Origin of the sequence: Aliivibrio logei (assembly GCF_001691055.1) — a bacterium.
In the GTDB taxonomy this organism is placed as follows: domain Bacteria; phylum Pseudomonadota; class Gammaproteobacteria; order Enterobacterales; family Vibrionaceae; genus Aliivibrio; species Aliivibrio salmonicida.
In genome coordinates, this window is sequence record NZ_MAJU01000008.1 from 1 (window position 1) to 22,375 (window position 22,375).

Here is a 22,375-nt window from a genome sequence, read left to right on the forward strand (position 1 = left end):
CGCTTGAACGGTTGGGTTAGTATTATCTAGATCGTATGTCCAATTACCATTATCTGTTAGGTGGAGAGTACCTAAAGTCCCAACAATGTTGGTATTAGAAAAGTGCGCTTCACCGGTATCGACATCCGTAACAGTCAGTGTTCCTGAAGCTTGAAGTTGTGATTCTTCGGTCACCGCGCCGGTATTTGATCCTGATATTACAGCAGCGTCATTAGTGCCATTAACGGTAATAGTAATTTGATGAGGAGTACTATCGACCGAATGCACGGTGATGGTATCGGTTGCTGTCGCGCCTTTACCTAACGCTTGAACGGTTGGGTTAGTATTATCTAGATCGTATGTCCAATTACCATTATTTGTTAGGTGGAGAGTACCTAAAGTCCCAACAATGTTGGTATTGGAGAAGTGCGCTTCACCGGTATCGACATCCGTAACAGTCAGTGTACCTGAGGTATGAAGTTGTGTTTCTTCTGTCACCGCACTAGTATTTGAGCCACCAATTACCGCTTTATCGTTAGTGCCATTAACCGTAATTGTTACTTGATGAGGTGTGCCATCGGCTGAATGAACGGTGATGGTATCGGTTGCTGTCGCGCCTTTACCTAACGCTTGAACGGTTGGGTTAGTGTTGTCTAAATCGTAAGTCCACGCGCCATTATCTGTTAGGTGGAGAGTACCTAAAGTCCCAACAATGTTGGTATTGGAGAAGTGCGCTTCACCGGTATCAACATCAGTCACAGTCAGAGTGCCTGAGGTTTGAAGTTGTGATTCTTCAGTCACCGCGCCGGTATTTGATCCTGATATGACAGCATTATCGTTAGTGCCATTAACCGTAATTGTTACTTGATGAGGCGTGCCATCGGCTGAATGAACGGTGATGGAATCGGTAGCAGTGGAGCCTTTACCTAATGCTTGAACGGTTGGGTTGGTGTTATCTAAATCGTATGTCCACGCACCTGAATCAGTTAGATGTAACGTGCCTAGTGAGCCGATAATATCTGTGCTTGAGAAGTGCGCTTCGCCAGTATCTATGTCAGTTACAGTCAACGTACCTGAGGTATGAAGTTGAGATTCTTCCGTCACTGCGCCAGTATTTGAGCCCCCAATCACTGCTTTGTCATTAGTGCCATTAACCGTGATTGTTATTTGATGCGGCGTGCCATCGGCAGAATGAACGGTGATGGTATCGGTTGCTGTCGAGCCTTTACCTAACGCTTGAACTGTTGGGTTAGTGTTGTTTAAATCGTACGTCCATGCGCCATTGTCAGTAAGGTGAAGCGTACCGAGTGTGCCGATAATATCAGTATTTGAAAAATGTGCCTCACCACGATCAAAGTCTATTATTGTCAGCTTTCCGGAAACATGAGTTGTCACATCTTCGGTTGTTGTCGCAGAGTCTTTTCCTGAAATAACAGCTTGCTGCTGTGAGTGTTGTGGTGGAGGGGTGCTTAATGTCGTAGGGTGTGTGACCAACATAGCAGGAGCTTGGTTAATTGTATGGTTTTGCACTGGCGTAGGAAGGATTCCAATGGGAGTTATTGCGTGCGAAGCTAAATGGGAACTACTTCGTGCGCTTGGAGTTACTATTGGTGTGTGCTCATTCGTATCATCTGGATTAGGTTGAATATTGCTCATTTTGTTTTCGACAATAGGATCTAAAGGTGAAATGAGTGATTCATTATGATGAGGATTTGACTCTTCTAATGTACCGCTTTCTATATTTGAGTATTTTTCTTCGAGGAATTCTTCTGGTGTAAATGTTTTAGAAAAAGAAAAACTTGGCAAAATTAGCATCAATTGAGGATAGAGAGAGATCCTTCTAGCTAAATAACGTTGGCTTTTATTTTTTTTATTTTTAATCGGTGATTTTTCTTTTCCCGAATCTGAAAATGATTTAGTTTTATTATTTGAGTTTGTTTTATCTGACTGCTTATTCATCCATGACCTCAATGCATAATATGTAACTTATTATAAGTTAAGGATATGAAAGGCTAAAAAGCCAATATTAAGGCTCATAATTATTTAAAAGTGGACTTCCATTTTAATAAAAATAGCCGTCATCAATTATATCGATTGAATTTGAAATGATTGTAAGGTCATGTAAGTCGCGTTAATCTTGAGTATAAGTTAACCAAAGGTCTCTATTTCTGTGATGCCAATCGGTTTTCCGTGCAAGAGTGTAATCTATCATCATTCCTTTCGGGATCTTAATCACACTAATGCTTTAACCGTTTGGGTAAAGTAACTTCATCGAATCAAATATAACTATTTAATCAACGCGACCCTACAATCGCAAGGAGTTAACCATGACAGCAGCAGTATTCCATTTAGGTGTTACCAAAGACGATCTTCAAGGCGCAGAAATGGCTATCATTCCAGGTGATCCAGCACGTGTTCAGAAAATCGCAGAACAAATGGAAAATCCTAAGTTTTTAGCAAGTCACCGTGAATACACTGTGTACCTAGCAGAATTAGAAGGCAAAAAAATTGTTGTTTGTTCTACTGGTATCGGTGGTCCATCAACGTCTATTGCTGTTGAAGAGTTAGCTCAATTGGGTGTGCGTACCTTCTTACGTGTTGGTACTACTGGTGCAATCCAACCGCATGTAAATGTAGGTGATATGATTGTAACGACAGGTTCAGTTCGTTTAGATGGTGCGAGCTTGCATTTTGCTCCAATGGAATTCCCAGCCGTTGCTGATTTTGATGTTGCAACAGCAATGCGTAAAGCGGTTGTTGACCAAGGTGCGACAGTACATACCGGTGTTACTGCATCAAGTGATACATTCTATCCAGGTCAAGAGCGTTATGATACGTTCTCTGGTCGTGTTGTTAAGCGTTTCCAAGGGTCTATGCAAGAATGGCAAGACATGGGCGTGTTAAACTTTGAGATGGAATCTGCAACGCTATTAACTATGTGTGCAAGCTCTGGTTTACGGGCTGGTTGTGTTGCTGGCGTTATTATTAACCGTACTCAAAAAGAAACACCTGATCACGTGACATTAAAAGAAACAGAAGCTCGTTCAATTAAAGTTGTGATTGAAGCGGCTCGTAATCTTCTATAATTACAGAAGCAAATAGATATAAAAAATGCCGCTGATTCTTAACGAATAAGCGGCATTTTTATCGCTATATATTGATGCAATTTAAAGTCCCGATAATAAAAAAGATCAGTTAATCGGTCTTTTTTATTATCGGGTCATTAATTACAAAGAGGTTAATGACCGCCAGCGGCTAAGAACCAGTTTAAGAGATGCTTTTTAAGATCGCCTAATTCATCAGGACCAATGATCGCTAAGCCTAAATCTTGTGCTCGCATAATGTCATTATTACGTAAAGGTCGGAAACTAACTAACATTGCTCGTGCTTGTAAGCCGCCAAGAAGGTCACGTAATGACTCTAATTTATAAAGCGTATCATCGCCATCATCACGCATGCCTTTGGTCTTACATTCAATGATATGCAGCTTGTTATTCACGATACTAACCACATCAAGTTCATTACGAACGTCTTTTGTGCCAATTTCACGGTGAACTTGTACATTCAATGAGTGATCTTGAAGCGTCGGTAAATATTGTTGAATATCGACGACGGTATTATGAACAAGAATTTCTAACCATTCTCCATTCGCTAAACGTCGAGCTTCTTCACAATCAAAAGTTAATGTGCCGTTTTCGTAGGTAGCTAATCCTGTTTCAACAAGATCAGTTAGCAACATATTAAGCTCTTTGTAGCTTTGTTGTTTCTCCGTAACTTCTACATCTAAACGTTGTTCTTTTCGACAGGTTGTTGCTAAATAGTTTAGCGTCGCAAGACCTGGGCCCAATTCAAGGGCGTTACTTGCCCAGCGTTGACATAATTCACGCAGACGCTTATCCATGCTTTCAGGAAGCTCTGTTTCAGAGAACTCACAACGAGCACCAAAAATAGCAAGATAATCACTTAATCGAATATTATCAGCAACGTGTTTTTGTTTGCGACCATCAGGATAAACCCAGCATAGTTTGTCACTGAAAGGTTCAACCACAAAAATAGGCCAATGGTATGAACGAAAAACTTCATAAGCAGAAAGAAGACGGTGACGAAGGCCACAGCTTGCGTTCAGTTTTACTTCGCTGTATCTATCTTTAATATCGGCCGCAAGCGCTTGTAGAGATTGCTTGATGAGATGAGTATCTACGATATTAGGGATTTCGTAAAACTCAGAGCTAATGCCTTTGTATTGAAGAATAGATTCTAAACGAACGAACATGTCTTTTTGATTTTCATCCCCAATGAAAATCATATGTTCGCCTTTTACAGAAAGGTCGAGAAGTGGAGTCACAAGACGGACAGGGTCTTGATCCATAATGCCAACATGAGTGATCATTTAATAATCCTTGTAATGTAATAACTACACATATAATGGTAATAAGAAGGCATGTGTAATTCATTTTTTCTATTTGATACAACAGTTATGAGGGGGGGGATGATAAAAATCAACCTATTATGAAATATTCTTATTTGGGCTTAAGTAAGAAAGACGATAGAATAGAGTCAATGTATGTAATTATAGAATGAATTTATGAGTTATTTACCGTTAGATGAATATAATCGCAAGTGGATATTCACTCATCAATCGATGCCTGTTAATGATGAACTGCTTCCATTGATCAAACCGTTTACTCAAGCGGAATCGGCTCAGGTTTGGAATAATTTTATTAGTGCGAATAGCCCAACAGCAGACCATTTTGACTCAAAAGAATGGCCGATGAAGAAAACCTCGTGGGTTAATGAAATTGATTGGCAACACCGTTGGGACAGTGATAATGAATCACTTCCTGATGAAGTACTCGAATTTATCGATTGGTCTGATGATGTGACAGTGTATTTCTGTTATGAAAAATACAATTTGATTGAAACATCATGGGGAACGTTTAAAAAAACGTGGAAGAATTTTTTATTCTATGATGATTTACCGATGCTGATCGGTAAGAAAAAATCACAAGCATTATGGTTTAACTCAAAAGGTAAAGTTAAGTTAGGCTCTCGCGGCTAAACCGTAATTTTAGATTGGTTAGATACAATAAAGGCCCGTTAAATGATAGCGGGCCTTTATCTTTTATGTGTAACTGATAGAAGAGACATGCTCAGGAGCATGGATTTCGAGATAGTGAGAAAAACGATCTAATTCAGTTTTTAAGTCGTCTATGCTTGCTTTATTTAAATGGATGATAAAACGTTGAAACTCATTGATATCCATTATCTGCTTGTTATACATAATCCATTCAACAATTAGCTCTTGGGGAACCGTGACAATATCACCGATCCGTTTAGCTGCTTTGCGTAACTCTCGAGTGCCGAAGCGAAACCAACCAACAAAATAAAGTAACACAGCAATAGCTAAAAAAGCGCTATATGCCATAAAGGTTTACCTTCAAATTGTGATAACGCTAGTATACGCATTTCATTCTATTTTTGAAGGTAAAAACAGCAACCTGACAGCTTTTTGACAAAATTGATTAATATGTCATCTGTTTTTTGCTAGTTTAATAAGCGAAGACCAGCAGGAAGTGCATCACCAAAGAGGCGTTTAGAATCCGCATCGGTTAGTGCTTGTTGGCTTGAAACCAAATCAATCCAACTCTGTGGAGAGCGACTTTTTTTCAATTTATCGATGATGCTTTCGCGTAATTCATCGGATACGTCGAGTGTTCTGTCGCCTGTTAATCGAGCCATCATGACGGCTGCAAACCCTGCCATTGGTTGAGCTTTCCAATCTTGTTCCAATAAAGTAGGAAGCCATTGAGTGACTTGATTCGCAGGGATCAAATTATGTTGGCTGCCATAGAAAGGGGAGCGAGAGCAAATACGTCCTAACGCCCACCAATGAACTTGAGCTTGATTGCCATTTTTGGCATGCCCCAGCATCCATGTAGACAGTAATGTTTTATCTTCGACATCTAAATGCTCAAGAGCGGCGGCTAATCGAACCATCGCTTCGTAACTTTTATTGGTCGCATCTTCTAATGTTTTTGGGTTGCGCAGAGAACCCGGGTGTAAGTATTTAGCAATGTCACCCAAAATAGTTTCTTGTTGTTCTTGATTTAATCCACCCGAAATTCGACGCCAGAACGTCCACCAATCATTCCAAGACTGCTTAGATTCAAACTGAATCCCTTGTTGATAGGTTTCCCACGCTTGGCCAATTTTCCATTCATCCGCAGGGTAACCAAAGCCCGGACGCAGCGTAAACCCCGTCATCTTTAGCCAATTCTGTTCGTGTTTATCTGAGCGGCGACGACGTTTTTTACTGTCTAATAAAGCGGCCGCTAATTCGCGAGAGGTGATTAGATCCCATGACTCTCGTTTACCAATCAGTTTTTCAATATTTTTAGAAAATGCTTTAATTGCATTCGGATTTTGTTTACTGCCGCCATACGCTTCTTTAATGTTTGCGATGGCATTAGGTAAACGAGGAGGAAGGGCAATTTGTTCTGCTAGATGATGACTTTTATTTGAAGCTTGATTTCTTACTTCAAATTCAACTAACCAACGTTGTGAATCGTCTTCTACAGAAACACATTCAATTTTGATGGTTCCCACTTCAGTAAATTGACAAGCCAAGGTCACTTCAACGCGATCTTTTTGATTCGCATGCAGCGTCTCTTTTTGTTTGCTGGATTCAAGTGTAACGACATAAGGTGGTAGACTTACAAAGCTTGAATCGGCTAATTCCGTGATCATACCAGAAGTAGCAAGTTGGTCTTTGGTGGTCGATAACAAGTTAAAACGAACGGGCTCGCCTAAAGTAAGAGAGAAACGACGACTCGTCATACGAATTTCTTCGGCTTCTTCACTGCCTTTTGCTAATAAACATAAACCATGAGGTTGCTTGTTTTTTTCTTCTAACTGTAAATAGAACGAACGAGCGGAGCCACCACCAATTTTAAGCTGTGCACCATGACGAGCTTTACCATAAGCCACGGCACCATAAGCTACCGCTAAATCTGGATGAGGATTAGATAGTTGAGTTACACTGTCACCTTTCCAGGTGTTCAACAATTCAACTGAACGATTAGCAAGAAGAGGGCTGTTAAATACTCCGCCATTTAATAATAAGCCGACAGGGATTGCTCGATCTTGGTGGTTTGCCAAATCTGAATCATTCCAACCTAATGCTTTCGCCGACACTTCTTTGTGATTATCTAAAAACTGTGCAAGATGTTTACTAATAGCAGGATCGGATGCGTAAGGCAGACCAAATTCAACTACTGCCGCCTGACGTTGATTTGGGCGGTCATTAAAATCGGTTAATGGTAAAAAACCATCCAGTGCGATGTCATGAACTTCTTGTTTGCTTAATTCAACCTTACGGCTACCACCTAATAATTTAGAACCCGATCCGAGAAGAGTAATATGACCTGATTCTGGAGCGTTAGCTGACAATAAGCGTTCTTTGGTTTTTCGAGTCTGCTGAATAAGTTTCGTTAAGGCAGCAGCAGTCATTTTTTTGCCACTCTCTAAACGTTGCTCCGCTAAATGCGCTAATGCGAGATCGATGTTGTCACCACCAAGCATAAGGTGATCACCGACACCGATGCGATCAAGTGATAATTCATCTTTATCGAACCGCGCTTGGATCAAACTTAAGTCTGTGGTTCCGCCACCAACATCGCACACCACCATTAATGGTACGTTTTTCAGGATATCTTTTGCTGTATCTTGATGATGGTGATACCAGTCATAACATACCGCTTGTGGCTCTTCTAAGAGAATGACTTTATCAAGACCTGCGAGTTTTGCGGCTTGAATAGTAAATGAACGGGCACTTTCATCAAAAGAGGCGGGAACAGTTACCACCACTTCTTGTAATTCCATTGGTGCGTCTGGATTATGGTAATTCCAAGATTGGCGAACGTGATTTAAATAGCTCGCACTGGCAACAATAGGAGAGATTTTTTCAACGTCTTCTGCTCCAGCCCAAGGTAGGATATCAGAAGTGCGATCAACTTTAGTATGTGATAGCCAACTCTTGGCACTTACAACTTGACGGCCTTCGACTTTCGAACCTAACTCACGCGCCCATTCACCAATAATCGCATTTTTTATTTCACCATCAAGCGCTTTTACATTCCAAGGCAGTGTTAGATCATTATCACTGACTTGACTGTTTGAGGCATGATAACGAAATGAAGGGAGGAGCGGTTTACGAGCGACCTCACCAGGCCCAATTAATTGATCAATATTGAAGATGTTAATCGGGCTGGTTTCTATACCAAGAGAGATATCGGTATAAGCAACAACGGTATGGGTTGTACCAAGGTCAATACCAATTAAATAGCGATTAGACGAACTCATAAAAACTCCAATATGATTAGCATGACTGTGAAATAAAAGGCGACAGCGATAAAGAAACAAAGAGCATATAGTAAAAGAGTTCAGCCCCCATAATGGTGACTGAACTCTTAAGTAACGTATTAATGAAGAATAATAGAATTACGCTTCACGAACATTAAACTCAACATGCCATTTTTCACCACTATCAATGGCAATGGCTTCAAGATACAAAGTACCAAGTTCAGTCACTTTTGACGCAAGACGAACAGGAACCACTTCACCCGCAGAGCGACCTTCTGTGACCGGTAGCGTGACTTGAATTGCGGGCAATTCGTCTAGTTCTTCTGGCATCCAGAAATCAAGGTGAGTGCCTGCTTGATCATCTCGACGAGTCGTTGACCCATAGAATTTGAATTGTACAGGCTGCCCTATAACCAAACCAAATTGTTGGCTAGGAACATCAGCGTTAGAACCTTCTTCCATACCAAATGGGGCAACACATAATGCTTCCATTGGTGGTTCCATTCCTGGAATTGCAGGCATAGAACTTTCAATTCCAACATAATAGCTTGATGCGATACCACCACGGATACGAACGCCTTTACCTGTACGAACCGAGCCATAATAAGATGCGCCAGAAGCAACCGCTAAGTCAAGGTCTAACCCTTCAAGTAGTTTTGCGTCCTCAGCTTCTGCATCAATTAGCCAATCATTAATAATGCCCAACAAGCGTTCTGCAAGCAGGTTTGATTTTAAAACCCCACCGTTAAGAAGTATTGCAGTTGGCTTAATAAAGTCAGATTCATTTTGCTGACCAAATACATCATCCGTTGCCGCTTGTTGACGAGTTAAAAAGCTTGCAAGGTGGCGAGTGACAGCAGCATCTTGAGCGTAAGGCAGACCCATTTGAGTTAATGCGCCACGCGCAGATTGCACAGGATGTTCAGTAACAGGAACGACAGGGAAGAAACCCTCAACCAATGTTTGTTGAACTTCTTCTTGAGTCAGTTCTGTTTGAAGTGTACTACCTAATAATTTAGACCCACGGCTAGGAACCACAATTGGCACTGAGCGTAACTCTGAATCGTTAAGAAGGGCTTCTTTTGCATCACGACACGCATGTGTCATGACTTGAATTTGCCAGGGTTGAAGTTGCTTACCTTCTTGCGCTAGCTTCATCTTTAGACGATAAGCCAGAGCCAAATCCATATTGTCACCACCAAGAAGAATGTGGTCACCTACCGCAACACGGTTTAGGCTCAAATTACCTTCTTCTTCAGTTACGGCAACTAAAGATAAATCGGTTGTACCGCCGCCAATATCGACCACAAGGATAACATCGCCGATCGATACTTGTTCACGCCATGATTCACCGTTGTTCTTAATCCAACTATAGACTGCGGCTTGCGGCTCTTCTAATAACGTAAGATTACGGAAACCAAGATTGTTTGCTGCTTCTGCTGTTAAATCACGAGCAGCAGGGTCAAACGATGCAGGAACCGTAAGCGTAATGTCTTGTTCATTTAGAGGGTGCTCAGGGTTTTGGTAATCCCACGCATTTTGAAGATGCTCTAAATAACGTTTAGTGACTTCAAGAGGTGACGCTTTGATCACTTCTTCTGGGCTGTTTAATGGCAAGAAAGCGTCACGACGATTCACACCGGCATGACATAACCAACTTTTTGCACTGGCGATTAAACGAATAGGGGTTTTGCTACCAAGGTTACGAGCAATATTACCAACGATTGCATTTGGCTTTGTTGTCCAAGGAAGGCTTGTATCGCCTTCAAGCAATTCTGCGTCATGCGCCTGATACATAAATGAAGGCAGTTGTGCTTTTTCTTCTACTTGACCTGGCGCTGTCAATTGTGGAATTGGCATGACTTGAACACTTGCGCCTTCATCGTGTAAATCAACATAAGAAAGCACACAGTGAGTTGTACCTAAATCGATACCAATACTGAATTTAGCTTGTTCCATTACAGTTCTACCTCTGCTGGAGCAACAATTGTTACATCATAACCGTCAGCGAGTTTAGGCAGTTTTATTTCTGCCACTTTCCAGCCTTTGTGGATTAATGTGCCGTTAAATGGTGCTTCACCAACCACATTTCCTGTTAGGCGAATTTCTGATGGATTAAAGCCAACAGGAATTGATAAACGAGATTCTTCTTCTTCAGTACGAATAGGAACGAGAGTGAAATATTCAGACAATACTTTTTGGCCACCTTCGTGAATAACACGAGCAGCAGCGCCGACTTCTGCATCAGCAAAGCCTTTAAGATCTTCTTGCATAAAGTCAATGAAACGCGCTTCTTTTTGCAGAAGAGATAATAATTGCAGAGCAGATTCTGGTGTCGTTGTTTTTACTTTTGGTTCTACTTCGACAATTTTCTCAATGATCTTTTCTACTTCAATGATTTTTTCGATTTCAATAATTTTCTCAACTGGTTTTTCTACTTCAATCACTTTTTCAATTTCAACAATTTTTTCAACTTCTACGTTTTTGCCTTTTTTCGTTGCATACAACAACGCAAATAATGCCGATGTACCAAACAGGACAATGTGGCCTAGATCAAAGGTAGAAGGAATGGCATTTAAGTCAAAATTCATAATTCTTTCTCTATATTTATAGGGTGCGAAGCACCGAACGTTTCTAACTAAGTTGTGGTCAATAGTAGCATATTCAAGGGATAAGATAGAAAAAGAACCGAGTTCAAAGAGAAGAACTGATGCCGTTTGATGGTATTTTAAACATATTTAAATGGTTTTGAGACAAGGCTTTTATCAGAGAATGATTTTGTTTCTCTATTTGGTATTTTTGATTAGAATATGACGGCTTACTGAATTTAGAGGTTGAAGAGTGTTTAAGAATAGTTCTATTCATATAATAACCAGTTTTATGCTGGCACTGACTTTAAGCTTGTTATGTATGCATTTTGTATATAATTCAAATTTAGAAAGCAATCGTCAGCTTTTTAGCAAAGAAGCGGAACGTGAATCAACCTTACTTACTTTATTAATAGAAAAAGACATCGATTTTATTGGCGCGGGCGCAAACTTCTATCAGGCGGGCTCCAAACAAGACTGGCAACAATTCCCCTTATTTGCTAATTCATTACTCTCTCGCTCACAAAGTTTAATTTCCCTTCAGTGGATGCAAAAAGTAGAAGAAAAGGACATTGAGAAGCACAGTAAAGAAGTTAAAAAAATCTTTCCGTCTTTTTCTATTTATACCGTACCTCAAGATAAGCCTAAAACGTACGATTACGTATTTAAAAATCATGAACCGATTTATGTTGCGACAGATATTTATCCAAGAGATAAGAAAAATATAGCACTATTAGGTTTTTATTCAGCACAAGAACGCTTTCAACGAGTGGTTGATGAATCAATTAACGCGGGCCGCCCAAGCATTTCGGATAAAGTTCGCCTTTTACAAGACGGTTTAGATAAAAGCACACCCAAAACGGGCTTGTTAGTCTATCATCCGGTATTTACTGCGGACAAAAAAGCACTGAAAGGCATTATGGTTGGGGTGCTTAGAGTCACAAGCTATTTTGATAAGTTGGTCGAATCCACATTGCTTGGAGAATCTTTAGTCGTAAAAATTATCGATACTGGGTTTGATGCAGAGGATGACCCTATCATGTTTGAAAGCCCACAATGGGATGACTTTAATGGCTTACGTATTACCAACTCTATAAATATTGAAAATAGAATTTGGCATGTTGAGTACAAAAGTAAGAACGATTTAAGTGATAGCCAACAACTGAGTTTATTATGGATGTTTATTGGGGCTCTTATTTTATCTAATTTGATTGCCGTCATTACTTTTATGGTTACTCGAGATAAAAAACGTATTGAGAAATTACTAGAAGCTCGGACGGAAGAATTGCATTACATGGCAATGCATGATGATCTTACGGGGTTATTGAATCGTCGTTCAATGACAAAAGTAGTGAATCGATTTATTGAAGAAGACAAACCATTTGCATTGATCTGCTTTGATATCGATAACTTTAAAGACATTAATGATACCTATGGGCATCCGGAAGGGGATGAGGTTTTGCTTCATATTACTTATCTTGTTTCTGATCTTTTAGGAGAAGCTACGCCAATAATACGGTTGGGTGGCGACGAGTTTGCTGTTCTGCTTGAAATAGGCGATCTTCAGCAATTATCGCATGTGGCGAAGAAAATTCATCAGGTTATCGAAGAATCGCCAACCATCATCCCTGATCTTATTATCGAACAAACCATCAGTTTAGGTGCCGTACTCTGGAGAGGTGAACCGAAAGAGGTTTTACTTAAATTGGCAGACCAAGCGTTGTACGATAGTAAAGACAGAGGCAGAAACCAAGTAACTATTCGTGGCTGATTTTTCATCAAACGAATAGCAGAGTCTCGCGTAAGCGCTTTTGATTTAGTAGAATACCCATCTACTAAATGTTGAGTCACCAAAGGAACACCATGAACTTTAATCGTATTGTCTGTTTTGATTTAGAAATGTGCTGTTGGAATGAGAATGGCAAAGGCAGAACAGGAGAAATCATTGAAGTCGGTTTGGCTGAAATTGATCTGCAGACAGGCGAAGTGGTTAGACGCGCTCAATATTATGTAAAGCCTGACGAAGATGAAATTTCACTTTTTTGTGTTGAACTTACGGGGATCACTCCGCGTAAAATTGAGAAACAAGGCAGACCTTTAGAAGGTGTTTTGAAATCAATGATTAAAAACTTCGGTGGCACAAATAAAATTTATGCTGCTTGGGGTCATGATGAACTGATTTTAAAATCTGAGTGTGAAGCGAAAGGTATTGAATTTCCATTTGTTGAATTTATTAATCTAGCGACTCTTTATCGTATTAAATCGCGTAAGAAAAATGATCGTATGGGTCAACGCAGAGCAATGGAAGAGCTTCATATCGAATGGGAAGGGCGACAGCATTCAGGTTATGTTGATGCGTATAATTTAGCTCAATTAGCCTTGAAAATACTATAATAACCAAAAGGTTAAAATGTTTAGATAACAAAAAAGGAGCTGATTATCTCCTTTTTTCGTTTAATTTTAAAGCGTTATTTATTATCACGTTTGTATAGTTCAACAAATGAGCGCTGATAAGCTGTTGCGATTTTAGTTATGATATTCTTAGTCATAGCGACACCGTGGAATGAGTTAATAATGAGTGATAATTTAAGAGTCAACCTCTTGAGTTGCGCGCATTATAAATAAAAATACGGGTTATAAAAGCAAGATAAATTGTATTTTAAGATTAGAATAACTAATGCGATTTATTACGGTATACATCCCATCAGTTTCCCTATTTGTTCTGCCTTAATTCAGTCGATAATTATCCAATAATTGTTGCTGTTGGGAGGCAATATTTGCCACTTCTTCTGTTGATTCGACAAAGGCACTTAACTGTAATTCAATCGTTTTACCTTGCTCGTTAATGTGGTTGATATTATTGGTTACCTCGGTTGCTGCGTAAGCTTGTTCTTCCGTTGCTACAGAGACTTGCGAGACACGATCGCTAATATGATTGATGGTGGTGGAGATTTGTTCGAAGGTAGTACTGACATCCATGCTCGATTCTAAAGCAAGTGTCATTTCTGATTGACTGATTAACACCGCTGATTTTGCTTCTTCTGCCGCAGCGAGAAGAGATTGCATCGTATTTCTAATATTATTCGTTTGCTCTGATGTGTTTCCTGCTAATTTTCTTACTTCATCCGCAACAACAGCAAAGCCTCTGCCTTGTTCACCTGCTCGCGCTGCTTCTATTGCGGCATTTAGAGCCAGTAAATTTGTATTTTCAGCAAGATTCGCAATAACACTGACCATTGAACGAATTTTATCTACTTGAACATCAAGAGTATTCATGGCATTAACATTTTTTGACAAGGCATCATTAAGGTGCGTTAAGCGTTCGTTGTTTGTATGTAAAACAGTTAACCCAAGATTTGCAGCTTGTGTCGCGTTACTGGTTTCGCTATGTGATTCTTGGGTTAATTGAGCAATGTCGTTAATTGAGGATTCTAGTTGAGTAACAATAGAGGCCATTGCCCCTAATGAGTCATTTTGTTGCGTTAATCCTTGCTCAATTTCGTTTGATACCTCTTTTGTTATTTCCGAGGTTTGATAGAGTACATCACAATTACGGGACATATTTTTCACGGAATCAGTGGTGGAGTTGATGACTTTATTCAGCTTACCTGCAATGAGCTGCATTTCTTTAGGGCCAAGTTCGGGAATTGAATGTTGATAATTGTGCTCAGACAGCTGTTTTAAATGAGTGATGATATTGTTGAGGCCTTTTGTTGTCCAACGTCGGATCAAAAATGCACTAATCCATACCGTAATAATGAGAATGACGCTAATGACGACAATGATGTGTTTGAACTCGGTGATAGCCTGAACAACCCACTGCGAATCTTGTGTGATTTTAGTTTCAGCCGAAAGAGAAATAGCGTCAAGCACATGAATAATAGACAGTGACGTTGTGGAGGCAGTATTGATCAATTCGTTTTGTTGTTCGATTAAAGACAGCTTAGTAAGAATAAAATGAGGAATCGAGTGATCGCTTTTTAGCTCATTGAAAACAATGTCTAATGGGGCCATTAAACTCATGTAACTATTAATATCAGGATACCACTGAGAAAGATCATCAAACGCCAACTCTAAAGCAGAAATACGGTTATAAATTTCTTTATATAAGCGTTTCGCTTCGGCCGTTTTTTCTTCTGCCATTAACATCAAAAATGTGGTTTCTAATGCCATTGCACTTGCTACAAATCGATTGGCCGCATCGTCAGCGTCACTATTGTTTGAAATCAAAAACTGACTAATACGATTCATTTCAGGGCCAATAGAGCTTAATCCATAACGTAATCCCTGTAATGAATGGTCGATGGCGTCATTAATAGTAAGCGTTTCTTTTTGAATGGTTAAGATCTGTGACGATTGAGAGGTTAGTTGCACTAAATATTGTTTTAGCTGATGGTGTTGTTTTCTCGTGACTGTATTTTTATGTAGACTTAATGAATCTAGATTGATATTTGCTTGTTTGATGCGTTCTTCAATGGAGTTTTGAACATACTCTAATGTCTCGATTTTATTTGCTTGTAGCCCTTCATTCATAAGCTTTACTTGTTGCAGGACATTCTTTGTTAGTTGGGCGTTAGTGAGTGCGAGGGGGAAAGTGTGAGTGCTTAATTCTGTAAATTGCTCACCAACCCGGTCGATACCTCTACTGCTAATTAAAGAAAGAAAAATTAAACAAAGTACGATGCCAGTAAGAAGTGCGGTAAACGCTTGGATCAGAGAAATAGAACGTCGTTGTTTAAATATCATCTATAACCTACACAAATAATAATGAGTGACTAAGTGGTAGATGCTAAATGGATCAAATGACAACGGTGTTACATCCATATGTCACTTTTATGTCATGAAAGGTTATTTTTTTTAAGCAAAAAAATAGGAAGCCCGCAGGCTTCCTATTGAAAATGAATAGGGCTATTTAGAATTACACTTGCGCGCTTTCTACTTGTTCATCGGTACTTTTTTCACCAAGTACTCGGCTTGTGATGGTTCCGGCTGTCATCGCGCCACTGACGTTAAGTGCAGTACGAGCCATATCAATAAGAGGCTCAATTGAAATAAGCAGTGCGGCGATGGTTACAGGTAAGCCCATAGCAGGAAGAACGATTAATGCCGCAAATGTTGCACCGCCGCCGACACCAGCAATACCAAATGAACTGACAGTAATAATCGCAACCAGAGAAAGAATAAAGTGAGCGTCAATTGGAATACCCATTGTTGGCGCAACCATTACCGCTAGCATTGCAGGGTAGATACCTGCACACCCATTTTGGCCAATCGTCGCACCAAACGTAGCTGATAAATTTGCAATCGCAGGTGGGACGCGCAGCTTAGTAATTTGAGCTTGTACATTCAATGGAATCGTTGCCGCTGAGCTGCGAGAGCTGAATGCAAATGTTAATACAGGCCAAATTTTCTTGAAGTAATCAATTGGGTTTACGCCAACAAAAGAAACCAATAAACCGTGTACTGCAAACATCAATAAGATCGCGACATAAGATGCCACGATAAAGCCAAGTAAGTTTAAAATATCTGCAGCGTTTGATGTTGCGACGACTTTAGTTAATAACGCTAAAATACCGTAAGGCGTTAGTGCCATGATCATTTTAACTAAACGCATGACTATTGATTGTGCAACTTCAACAAACGTATTGATTGGTCCGGCGAGTTCTTCTTTTTCTTGGCTGACTTTACGCGCAGCAATACCCGCTAAAATTGCAAAAATGACGACGGCAATAATAGAGGTTGAGCGAGTGCCAGTTAAATCGGCAAAAGGATTGGTAGGAATAAAACTAACTAACATTTGAGGGATGGTTAAATCACTGACGCTGCTAATGCGAGATTCTAATACGGCAACGCGAGCGGTTTCACGAACGCCTTCTGTTAAGCCTGCCGCTGTTAAACCAAAGGCTTGAGTTACCCCGATACCGATAAGGGCAGAAATCATAGTGGTAAATAGAAGTACGCCAATCGTGACGCCACTGATCTTACCTAAAGAGCCTGATTTATCCAGTTTCACTACCGCAGAAAACATAGAGACTAATACTAATGGCATGATAACCATTTTTAGTAAGCCAACATAACCGCTGCCAACAACATTCACCCAATCAAGCGTGGTCTTAATGACGGCACTGCCTTCACCATGAATAAGTTGAAGTGCTAACCCATAACCGCTACCCGCAATTAAGCCAATAAGCACAAGACGGGATAAGGTGTATTCTTTACGCTGTTGCGTATTAAGAAAAAAGATAAGACCGATAAAGACGATCAAATTGATGATAACGGCTAATGACATACTGCTTTTCCTGTTTATTTATGTGCTCGTTATTTTGTCGATTTGACACAAGCTCTTTATATTTAAAATCATAGTAACGATAAGCTACTCAGTATGATAATTAGAAAAAGTTATTCTATATAACCAAATGGAATATGAATCATTTATTAGGTTATATTTAAGTCAATAAGCTCCCTGAAATAGAGAATCTATAGAACAGAAGGAGGGGATGAGTTACCCTTTCTAAATAATAAAAAGTTATCAAAAAGGAAAACAAATGGATCAAGAATTTTGGCAAAAAAAATGGGCGAGTAACGTCATTGGTTTTCATTTACCAGATACCAATCCCGTCTTGTCGGAGTTTTGGAAAGCCTTAAATCCCACTGGTGAACAAACAGTGTTTGTACCATTATGTGGCAAATCAATGGATCTAGATTGGCTTGCAGAGAGACACAATTCAGTTTCTGGTGTTGAGTTAAGCCAAATTGCAGTACGTGCATTTTTTGCAGAGCGTTTATACACACCTACGGTGACGACATTAAGTAGTACGCTTGAGCTGTATGATTTTGACGAATTTACTATTTTTGCTGGCGATTATTTTACTGCACCCATTGAGGCGACCGATCTAATTTATGATCGTGCAGCCTTAGTGGCGTTGCCTAAAGAGATGCGATCTGAATACGTGCAAGTATTACGTTCTCGTTTAAAAGAGGGAGGGCGTATCTTGTTAGTGACATTAGATTATGACCAAAATGAAATGTCAGGGCCTCCTTTCTCAGTACCAGAGGATGAAGTACGTTCGTTGTTTTCAGGTATGAGCATCACAAAATTACAACGTGATGAAGCAGATGCTGAGCATCCTAGAATTAAAAAAGGATTAACTCGCTTTGCAGAAGAAGTGTGGTTGATTAAGAGTTAGAAAACGAAAAACTCTTGAACAATAAAAAGCCGTCAGATGATTAATTTGACGGCTTTTTTAATAAGTATTTTTAATATAATTTAACGTTTATTTTTTCGATAAGCAGTATTCATTTATTATGTTATTAAGAAAGTCTTTTAATAAATGATTCATATTGTCTGTCGCTGTGCTCACTATTTCTGCTGGGTTTTGAATGAACTGATGAAGCTCCAAATTCGAAACATCATTCGTACTGTAATGAATGAGATCCGTGAGGTTATCAGTTAAAAACTCTAAGTGGCATTGAAAGCCAAAGACATCGCGTATAACTATCAATATGCAGGCAGGCGGAGAAATTACAGTTTATAAGATGACCGGCAAAGACTTGAAAGCATATATGGAGTGGTCAGCTGGTTACTTTAATAGCGTAAAAGAAGGGGATGTGACTTACAGCTTCAATCTTGATCGCCGTTCATCTAAATATTCTACCAATGATTTTTTTGCAGGCGTAACGTATACCATTGATCTCACTAAATCTGCAGGATCACGTATTACAGACCTTCACTTTGCTGATGGAAAACCCATAACAGACACAACGCCTATTCGCATAGGAATGAACAGCTACCGTATGGGACATTTAACCAAAGTCGGCGGTGTGCTTGAAGGACGTTCTTTCCCTGTATTATTTGATACTGAAGAAGAGTTTGGCGAAGATGAAGGAACTATCCGTAATTTAACCATTCGTTATCTAAGTGAAGTGAAAAATGGTAAATACGAAGGTAAACCAATGAACCGTTGGGCATTAAGTGGTCTTGAGGGATATGAAAAAGAGCGTGAAATCATAAAAAATTTGATCAACAGTGGTGAAATTAGCGTACCTAAAAGTAGTGATGGTCGTTATACCAATGTGGCATCAATTAATGTTAAAGACAAAATGTTCCAAAATGAAGAAGAATTAGCGGTTTATTTATCTCAGTTAGAAAAAGAGTTTAAAATAGTAACGACAGAATCAGAAAAAGCACGTATTCAACGTGATCAGATAATAGCTAACGCATTGAATTAATCCAACCTTCCTCCCATAAAGGTGATCGATAAAGGTCACCTTTGCCTATTAAATAAACTAATTAGTCAACTTGTAATATTTGTCACAGAAATAGATTCGTTTGAACAGCACAATGCGCATAACTTTCGAACGAAATGTTTTATTTGATCGTTCGAGCTTTATGTTGTTCACCATCGCAAATATAATAACGGAGTTAACTATGTTTGGTATATTTAAACCCCAAGCGCATATAGCACGCCTCGCTTCTAATCAGATAGATGGCACCTATACTCGCTTACGTTGGCAATTGTTCCTCAGTATTTTCGTCGGTTATGCCGGTTACTACCTAGTTCGTAAGAACTTCAGTTTAGCAATGCCTTATTTGATTGACCAAGGTTTTAGCCGTGGGGATCTTGGTGTTGCTTTAGCGGCGGTATCTATTGCTTATGGGCTGTCAAAGTTCTTAATGGGCAGTGTGTCTGACCGTTCTAATCCTCGATATTTTCTCAGTGCGGGCTTATTGATGTCTGCCGCTGTTATGTTCTGCTTTGGTTTTATGCCTTGGGCGACAAACAGTATTACGGCAATGTTCATTTTATTATTCTTGAACGGTTGGTTTCAAGGCATGGGGTGGCCTGCATGCGGTCGAACGATGGTGCATTGGTGGTCACGTAAAGAACGTGGTGAACTGGTTTCGGTTTGGAACGTTGCACACAATGTGGGGGGCGGGTTAATTGGTCCTCTTTTTTTATTAGGCCTTTGGGCATTTAACGACGATTGGCGCTCAGCATTTTATGTACCAGCCATTTTTGCCACGTTAGTTGCTGTGTTTATTTGGGCTACATTGCGTGATACGCCTCAATCTTGTGGTTTACCAGCGATTGAAGAATACAAAAATGATTATCCAGATGATTACGATAAGTCTCATGAAAATGAGATGACAGCAAAAGAGATTTTCTTTAAATACGTGTTCAATAATAAGCTGCTTTGGTCTATCGCGATTGCAAACGCGTTTGTTTATCTGATTCGCTACGGTGTGCTTGATTGGGCTCCTGTGTATTTAAAAGAAGCGAAAGGTTTCACCGTTGATAAATCGTCTTGGGCGTATTTCTTATATGAGTGGGCTGGTATCCCTGGTACATTGTTATGTGGTTGGATTTCAGACAAAGTATTTAAAGGACGTCGTGCACCTGCTGGCATCTTATTTATGGTGCTTGTAACTGCTGCGGTATTAGTTTATTGGTTTAACCCTGCGGGAAATCCAACGATTGATATGATTGCATTAGTGGCTATTGGATTCTTAATTTATGGCCCTGTGATGCTTATTGGCCTTTATGCACTTGAGCTTGTTCCTAAAAAAGCAGCAGGTACTGCGGCTGGCCTTACTGGGTTGTTTGGTTATCTTGGTGGTGCCGTTACCGCAAACATTGTATTAGGTTATACCGTAGACCACTTTGGTTGGGATGGTGGCTTTATGATTCTGGTTGCTTCTTGTGTGTTGTCTATCGTGTGCTTGTGTTATGCCTTCTTAGGAGAGCGTGCACATCATAAAGCTAAAGATAAAGAGCAAGCGACGATAGCGTAATCGTAATCAAAACATCATAAATATGAAGTTATATGAGTTTAGTTTTTGTATACACAAACTGTGATTATCAGTAACTAAATTATAATGGCTTTCCCCCTACCGTTGTAGGGGGCTTTAAAGGATTAAATAATGAAACGTAAAGCTCTCACTTTTTCAATTCTCACTTTGGCTTGTTCTGCATTGGCTCACGCAGATCCTCTTGTTATTGCACATCGCGGAGCGTCGGGTTACTTACCTGAGCATACCTTGGAAGCAAAAACGCTTGCCTATGCGATGAAACCGGATTACATCGAACAAGATGTCGTTATGACTAAAGATGATCAACTTGTGATGTTGCATGATCACTATTTGGATCGTGTGACTGACGTTGCTGAACGATTTCCCGATCGTGCTCGTGATGACGGTCGTTATTATGCGATTGATTTTACGTTGGCAGAGATAAAAAGCTTACGCGTAACTGAAGGTTTTAACGTTGATGATAAAGGGAATAAAGTGGCAGGCTACCCAGATCGCTTTCCGATGTGGAAATCGAGCTTCACAGTGCCTACTTTCGCTGAAGAGATTGAATTGATCCAAGGATTAAATCAAACATTAGGATATGACATTGGCCTCTATCCTGAAATTAAAGCACCTTGGTTTCATCGGCATGAAGGGAAAGACATCAGTAAAGCGGTGTTAAAAGTATTAAAAGATTACGGTTACGACAGCAAAGACGACAAAATCTATCTGCAATCTTTTGATCCGATAGAGCTAAAACGAATTAATGATGAGTTATTACCTGCCATGAATATGGATTTGAAACTCGTTCAATTGATTGCCTATACGGATTGGGATGAAACTATGACGTACAATGGTGAGCTCGCACAGCCTTACAGTTACGATTGGATGTTTAAGTCGGATGGAATGAAAAAAGTTGCCGCTTACGCTGATGGAATTGGTCCTTGGAAACCAATGTTAGTTGACGATGCATCAACCAAAGATAACATTATTATCAAGCCATTAATGAAACAAGCTAAAGAGGCCGGATTGGTGGTTCATCCATTTACTTTCCGTGCTGAACCTGATCGTATTGCACCTTACGCGACGAGTTTTGAAAATATGCTAGATGTGTTTTATAACACAGTGAAAGTCGATGGGGTATTTACGGATTATCCAGATAAAGCGGTGAAATTTTTGGACAAACAATAATTAATATACATTGGTGGTTGTTTTGAATTTATAACGTGCTCTCAAGTGAGTAAGCACAAAAAAGGCAGTAATAAATACTGCCTTTTTACTACCTATCAAATGATAAGTGGTAGCTTAAAGGTATAGTTTTGCAAGCTCAGTCGCTTCTATTTCTTTACCTTCAAGTTGTTGGTTCCAGTTAGTACCAACTAAAACACCATCTTCAGATAAAGTCACTAACCAATCTTCAGCGAAGATATCTAGTGGGATTTCTGTGACTTCAAAATCAGCCCATTCTTCAACATTATGAAATGCGGCATCTTCTTTGTTCGACCAAAATGGCATTACTTCAGCGTTTTCAAATTCAGTAGATTCAACAGAAATCCAACCTTCATCGTTATAAAGGCTCCAAACTAGTTGAGTTTCTTTTGTTTCAGCAATGAAAAGATCTAGGTTTGCTTGAGTATCTGACGTTAATTTGCTCATG

At 39.7% G+C, this 22,375-nt stretch carries 16 protein-coding genes and 1 pseudogene; 8 read left to right on the forward strand and 9 right to left on the reverse strand.

Going from position 1 to position 22,375, the window contains the following annotated elements; all coding sequences use genetic code 11:
- A partial coding sequence (locus tag A6E04_RS04170; protein WP_244886242.1) for a VCBS domain-containing protein occupies positions 1–1,938 on the reverse strand: 1,938 nt, incomplete at its 3' end.
- A 368-nt stretch (positions 1,939–2,306) separates the two neighbouring features.
- On the opposite strand from A6E04_RS04170, the gene udp reads away from it, so the two are divergent.
- The gene (gene udp / locus A6E04_RS04175) at positions 2,307–3,065 is read left to right on the forward strand and encodes a uridine phosphorylase (RefSeq protein ID WP_012550410.1); all 759 of its coding nucleotides are present in this window, start codon (positions 2,307–2,309) and stop codon (positions 3,063–3,065) included.
- Positions 3,066–3,217: 152 nt separating this feature from the next.
- Here udp and A6E04_RS04180 read toward each other — a convergent pair whose 3' ends face one another.
- Positions 3,218–4,369, reverse strand: coding sequence for a DUF1887 family protein (locus A6E04_RS04180; RefSeq protein WP_012550409.1), 1,152 nt, complete (start codon positions 4,367–4,369; stop codon positions 3,218–3,220).
- Between the two features lie 195 nt (positions 4,370–4,564).
- Here A6E04_RS04180 and A6E04_RS04185 point away from each other — a divergent pair, with 195 nt between their 5' ends.
- Positions 4,565–5,038 (forward strand): DUF2947 domain-containing protein, encoded by a 474-nt coding sequence (locus A6E04_RS04185; protein WP_012550408.1) that lies wholly within the window; start codon positions 4,565–4,567, stop codon positions 5,036–5,038.
- 63 nt (positions 5,039–5,101) lie between these two features.
- Here the strand turns inward: A6E04_RS04185 and A6E04_RS04190 are convergent, their stop codons facing one another.
- From A6E04_RS04190 to A6E04_RS04205, 4 genes are all read right to left on the reverse strand, one after another.
- Positions 5,102–5,404, reverse strand: coding sequence for a hypothetical protein (locus A6E04_RS04190; RefSeq protein WP_012550407.1), 303 nt, complete (start codon positions 5,402–5,404; stop codon positions 5,102–5,104).
- Positions 5,405–5,523: 119 nt separating this feature from the next.
- Complete coding sequence (locus tag A6E04_RS04195) at positions 5,524–8,340, reverse strand: Hsp70 family protein (RefSeq protein ID WP_065610074.1); 2,817 nt, start codon at positions 8,338–8,340, stop codon at positions 5,524–5,526.
- Between the two features lie 138 nt (positions 8,341–8,478).
- Positions 8,479–10,299: an Hsp70 family protein gene (locus tag A6E04_RS04200; RefSeq protein WP_012550405.1), complete on the reverse strand. Its 1,821-nt coding sequence runs from the start codon at positions 10,297–10,299 to the stop codon at positions 8,479–8,481.
- Entirely contained in the window at positions 10,299–10,931 is a 633-nt protein-coding gene (locus A6E04_RS04205; RefSeq protein ID WP_065610076.1) for a DUF2760 domain-containing protein, read from the reverse strand. The genes A6E04_RS04200 and A6E04_RS04205 overlap by 1 nt, the downstream gene beginning before the upstream one ends.
- Before the next feature lie 250 nt (positions 10,932–11,181).
- On the opposite strand from A6E04_RS04205, the gene A6E04_RS04210 reads away from it, so the two are divergent.
- Together A6E04_RS04210 and A6E04_RS04215 are read left to right on the forward strand one after the other, a co-directional pair.
- On the forward strand, positions 11,182–12,699 hold the full coding sequence (locus A6E04_RS04210; protein ID WP_026025519.1) for a sensor domain-containing diguanylate cyclase: 1,518 nt from the start codon (positions 11,182–11,184) through the stop codon (positions 12,697–12,699).
- Between the two features lie 92 nt (positions 12,700–12,791).
- Positions 12,792–13,322: a 3'-5' exonuclease gene (locus A6E04_RS04215; protein ID WP_023603466.1), complete on the forward strand. Its 531-nt coding sequence runs from the start codon at positions 12,792–12,794 to the stop codon at positions 13,320–13,322.
- Positions 13,323–13,655: 333 nt separating this feature from the next.
- On the opposite strand, the gene A6E04_RS04220 is transcribed toward A6E04_RS04215, so the two are convergent.
- Both A6E04_RS04220 and A6E04_RS04225 read right to left on the reverse strand, forming a co-directional pair.
- A complete protein-coding gene (locus A6E04_RS04220) occupies positions 13,656–15,674 on the reverse strand; it encodes a methyl-accepting chemotaxis protein (protein ID WP_065610078.1) in 2,019 nt (672 codons plus the stop codon).
- A 172-nt stretch (positions 15,675–15,846) separates the two neighbouring features.
- On the reverse strand, positions 15,847–17,217 hold the full coding sequence (locus A6E04_RS04225; RefSeq protein ID WP_065610080.1) for an L-cystine transporter: 1,371 nt from the start codon (positions 17,215–17,217) through the stop codon (positions 15,847–15,849).
- A gap of 256 nt (positions 17,218–17,473) precedes the next feature.
- Between A6E04_RS04225 and A6E04_RS04230 the strand changes: the two genes are divergently transcribed.
- From A6E04_RS04230 to glpQ, 4 genes and pseudogenes are all read left to right on the forward strand, one after another.
- Positions 17,474–18,115: a thiopurine S-methyltransferase gene (locus A6E04_RS04230; protein ID WP_065610082.1), complete on the forward strand. Its 642-nt coding sequence runs from the start codon at positions 17,474–17,476 to the stop codon at positions 18,113–18,115.
- A gap of 282 nt (positions 18,116–18,397) precedes the next feature.
- A pseudogene (locus tag A6E04_RS04235) lies at positions 18,398–19,157 on the forward strand (5'-nucleotidase C-terminal domain-containing protein); the annotation flags it as partial.
- A gap of 199 nt (positions 19,158–19,356) precedes the next feature.
- Entirely contained in the window at positions 19,357–20,721 is a 1,365-nt protein-coding gene (gene glpT, locus A6E04_RS04240; RefSeq protein WP_065610084.1) for a glycerol-3-phosphate transporter, read from the forward strand.
- Between the two features lie 129 nt (positions 20,722–20,850).
- Positions 20,851–21,909, forward strand: a complete 1,059-nt coding sequence (gene glpQ / locus A6E04_RS04245; RefSeq protein WP_017022479.1) for a glycerophosphodiester phosphodiesterase — start codon at positions 20,851–20,853, stop codon at positions 21,907–21,909.
- 114 nt (positions 21,910–22,023) lie between these two features.
- Here glpQ and A6E04_RS04250 read toward each other — a convergent pair whose 3' ends face one another.
- Positions 22,024–22,374, reverse strand: coding sequence for a DUF2750 domain-containing protein (locus A6E04_RS04250; RefSeq protein ID WP_012550323.1), 351 nt, complete (start codon positions 22,372–22,374; stop codon positions 22,024–22,026).
- Position 22,375: the final 1 nt, after the last annotated feature.